Source organism: Shigella sp. FC1567 (assembly GCF_001743015.1).
In the GTDB taxonomy this organism is placed as follows: Bacteria; Pseudomonadota; Gammaproteobacteria; order Enterobacterales; family Enterobacteriaceae; genus Escherichia; species Escherichia coli.
In genome coordinates, this window is record NZ_MIIV01000190.1 from 1 (window position 1) to 3347 (window position 3347).

The 3347-nt window shown below is 38.5% G+C and carries 5 protein-coding genes and 2 pseudogenes; 4 read left to right on the forward strand and 3 right to left on the reverse strand.

Annotation, left to right across the window (positions count from 1 at the left end):
* Positions 1-248: transposase (locus BHE85_RS12515; RefSeq protein WP_000567707.1), on the reverse strand; the 248-nt coding region annotated here is incomplete at its 3' end.
* Between the two features lie 100 nt (positions 249-348).
* Between BHE85_RS12515 and BHE85_RS12520 the strand changes: the two are divergent.
* The 4 genes and pseudogenes from BHE85_RS12520 to BHE85_RS28055 form a co-directional block, all read left to right on the forward strand.
* Positions 349-477, forward strand: a pseudogene (locus BHE85_RS12520) (DUF3440 domain-containing protein); the annotation flags it as partial.
* Between the two features lie 249 nt (positions 478-726).
* Positions 727-1593, forward strand: a complete 867-nt coding sequence (gene ospB, locus BHE85_RS12525) for a type 3 secretion system effector OspB (RefSeq protein ID WP_001046942.1) — start codon at positions 727-729, stop codon at positions 1591-1593.
* A 329-nt stretch (positions 1594-1922) separates the two neighbouring features.
* The gene (gene phoN2, locus BHE85_RS12530; RefSeq protein WP_000850661.1) at positions 1923-2663 is read left to right on the forward strand and encodes a PAP2 family phosphatase PhoN2; all 741 of its coding nucleotides are present in this window, start codon (positions 1923-1925) and stop codon (positions 2661-2663) included.
* A gap of 72 nt (positions 2664-2735) precedes the next feature.
* A complete protein-coding gene (locus tag BHE85_RS28055) occupies positions 2736-2858 on the forward strand; it encodes a hypothetical protein (protein ID WP_000537156.1) in 123 nt (40 codons plus the stop codon).
* A 157-nt stretch (positions 2859-3015) separates the two neighbouring features.
* Here BHE85_RS28055 and BHE85_RS12540 read toward each other — a convergent pair.
* Positions 3016-3189 (reverse strand): annotated as a pseudogene (locus BHE85_RS12540) (T3SS effector OspC family protein); the annotation flags it as partial.
* An 11-nt stretch (positions 3190-3200) separates the two neighbouring features.
* On the reverse strand, positions 3201-3347 hold a 147-nt coding region (locus BHE85_RS12545; RefSeq protein ID WP_001437028.1), incomplete at its 5' end, for an IS1 family transposase.

Sequence of the window (3347 nt, forward strand, 5' to 3'; positions counted from 1 at the left end):
AGTTCTTTAATCTGCTTCATGGCGGCAGCAAGTTCAGAGGCAGGAACAACCTGTTCTCCGGCGGCCACAGCAGTAAGACTTCCTTCCTGGTATTGCTTACGCCAGAGAAATAACTGGCTGGCTGCTACACCATGTTGCCGGGCAACGAGGGAGACCGTCATCCCCGGTTCAAAGCTCTGCTGAACAATTGCGATCTTTTCCTGTGTGGTACGCCGTCTGCGTTTCTCCGGCCCTAAGACATCAATCATCTGTACTCCAATGACTAGTCTAAAAACTAGTATTAAGACTATCACTTATTTAAGTGATACTGGTTGTCTGGAGATTCAGGGGGCCAGTCTAGCAGCGGTAAGAGAAGTTCATCATACTTGGCGCAGTTACGCGATGTTTCTGCTAGAGGTGATGCCGTAAAGAACGGCAGAACATTACCGGAACAAGATAGCGGTCTACCTGCACTGGTATCAGACCCGGGGCTTCCCCGGATGATCTCCACGGTACTTTAGGTACTGTGTCTATATTATGTAGGTAGGATCAATTAACTTTGTAGTTGAAATTCTTTCATTGAAATAATGAATAAAAAAGACAAACCGCATTAAACAATGCCAGAATATAATTGCATTTTTGTTCCGTTTTTTTAAATCATAGTATACAAAGAAGCTTGCATACTATATGAAAATATAACACCCTTTACTATGATGTTTATAAAACAATATATGGAGTCATGTAGGTATGAATTTAGATGGTGTTAGACCATACTGTAGAACAGTCAATAAAAAGAATGAAAGCATATCAGATATTGCATTTGCACATATAATAAAAAGGGTAAAAAATTCATCATGTACTCACCCAAAAGCAGCATTGGTTTTTTTAGGAGAGAAAGGTTTTTGTGATAGCAATGATGTTCTATCTATTATGGGACAACAAATACCAAGAGTATTTAAGAACAAGATGTTATATGATTATGTTTTTAAAAATGAAAAAAGTAAAAATGATTTTCTAAAAATGGCTGAATCATGGCTACCACAGAGTGAACCAATAGTAATAAATAATGATGATGACGCATTGAATGCTGCTGCTTATTTTTCTGTAAAAAAAGCGAAAATAAAAACAGTAAACGATACTGATTTTAAAGAGTATAATAAGGTTTATATTCTTGGGCACGGTAGTCCTGGTTCTCATCAATTAGGCCTTGGTTCGGAACTTATTGATGTACAAACAATCATTTCAAGAATGAAAGACTGTGGTATTCTAAATGTGAAAGATATCCGTTTTACTTCATGCGGCTCCGCTGATAAAGTGGCTCCTAAAAATTTTAACAATGCCCCTGCTGAAAGTCTTTCTTGTATCCTTAACTCTCTGCCTTTTTTTAAGGAAAAAGAATCTTTGCTAGAGCAGATAAAAAAACACCTTGAAAACGATGAGTCATTGAGTGATGGTCTAAAAATATCCGGCTATCATGGATATGGAGTTCACTATGGTCAAGAGCTTTTTCCCTACTCACATTATCGTTCAACTTCAATTCCTGCTGATCCGGAGCATACAGTAAAAAGAAGCTCTCAGAAAAAGACTTTTATTATTAATAAAGAACTGGATTAGTATAAAATTTTTAACCTATAGTTAATTGTTTGCATTTAAGATGAAGTTATTTTTTTCTTTAGTAGAAAAGTGCTTCCCTATGAGGGAAAATCACAAATCATCATAATACAGAGACAAAACGATACGAACAAATAGATAAAAAACATCATTCTTTTACTACATTATTTTTCGTGAATATGAAAAATAATGTTATTACTTTAATATAAGACTATTTTTTGTTTTTCCATCACTCTGTTCAAATTTTTCCGCATGACTTGTGTTTTTTGTAACACAGCTCGTTTTTTACAGCTGACCAAAATCATCAATTAATTATGCTAAGGAAATAAATTATGAAAACCAAAAACTTTCTTCTTTTTTGTATTGCTACAAATATGATTTTTATCCCCTCAGCAAATGCTCTGAAGGCAGAAGGTTTTCTCACTCAACAAACTTCACCAGACAGTTTGTCAATACTTCCGCCGCCTCCGGCAGAGGATTCAGTAGTATTTCAGGCTGACAAAGCTCATTATGAATTCGGCCGCTCGCTCCGGGATGCTAATCGTGTACGTCTCGCTAGCGAAGATGCATACTACGAGAATTTTGGTCTTGCATTTTCAGATGCTTATGGCATGGATATTTCAAGGGAAAATACCCCAATCTTATATCAGTTGTTAACACAAGTACTACAGGATAGCCATGATTACGCCGTGCGTAACGCCAAAGAATATTATAAAAGAGTTCGTCCATTCGTTATTTATAAAGACGCAACCTGTACACCTGATAAAGATGAGAACATGGCTATCACTGGCTCTTATCCCTCTGGTCATGCATCCTTTGGTTGGGCAGTAGCACTGATACTTGCGGAGATTAATCCTCAACGTAAAGCGGAAATACTTCGACGTGGATATGAGTTTGGAGAAAGTCGGGTCATCTGCGGTGCGCATTGGCAAAGCGATGTAGAGGCTGGGCGTTTAATGGGAGCATCGGTTGTTGCAGTACTTCATAATACACCTGAATTTACCAAAAGCCTTAGCGAAGCCAAAAAAGAGTTTGAAGAATTAAATACTCCTACCAATGAACTGACCCCATAAAGCTGGACAGCCTGTATCAGGCTATGGAGGGCCCATAGACAAATCTACCCTATATGAGCATAGGAGGAGTCTATGGGCACACCACGTTTTACCCCTGAATTTAAGGGATTACTGGAAAGGCTGGGACATATCCCTCCGGCAGAAGCAGAAAAAGCTTATTATGCTGCCATCGGAAACGATGATCTGGCAACCTGAGTTCACAGATAAAACATTCTCTAGGAAACTCGGGGCGGTTCCGTTCACCACATGCAATGTGGTGTTGCAGGGGAACGGTCTGCACCATCCCCTATGTCGATCAATATAACAGAAATGACAACTTCAGATTCAGGGCACAACCTAAATATATTTTAGGTCACCTCTCAAATCGTTTGCCTGATACCGCTCCATTTTTTAATAAAAAATCAATCATTTTTGAATCTTTGCTTTTCATTGCATTGTCAAGCATAGTGTCCCCACTATTTGCTTTTTGAAATTTTTTGTTTACATCAACCAATCCATTATTGATAAAATATTCTAGCACTTGGTAATGACTCCAACTTACTGATAGTGTTTTATGTTCAGATAATGCCCGATGACCTTGTCATGCAGCTCCACCGATTTTGAGAACGACAGTGACTTCCGTCCCAGCCTTGCCAGATGTTGTCTCAGATTCAGATTATGTCGCTCAATGCGCTGAGTGTAACG

Excerpts from the sequence above, each read along its gene's own strand:
- ospB (WP_001046942.1), top strand. The coding sequence starts at position 727 with ATGAATTTAGATGGTGTTAGACCATACTGTAGAACAGTCAATAAAAAG.
- phoN2 (WP_000850661.1), top strand. The coding sequence starts at position 1,923 with ATGAAAACCAAAAACTTTCTTCTTTTTTGTATTGCTACAAATATGATT.
- BHE85_RS28055 (WP_000537156.1), top strand. The coding sequence starts at position 2,736 with ATGGGCACACCACGTTTTACCCCTGAATTTAAGGGATTACTGGAAAGG.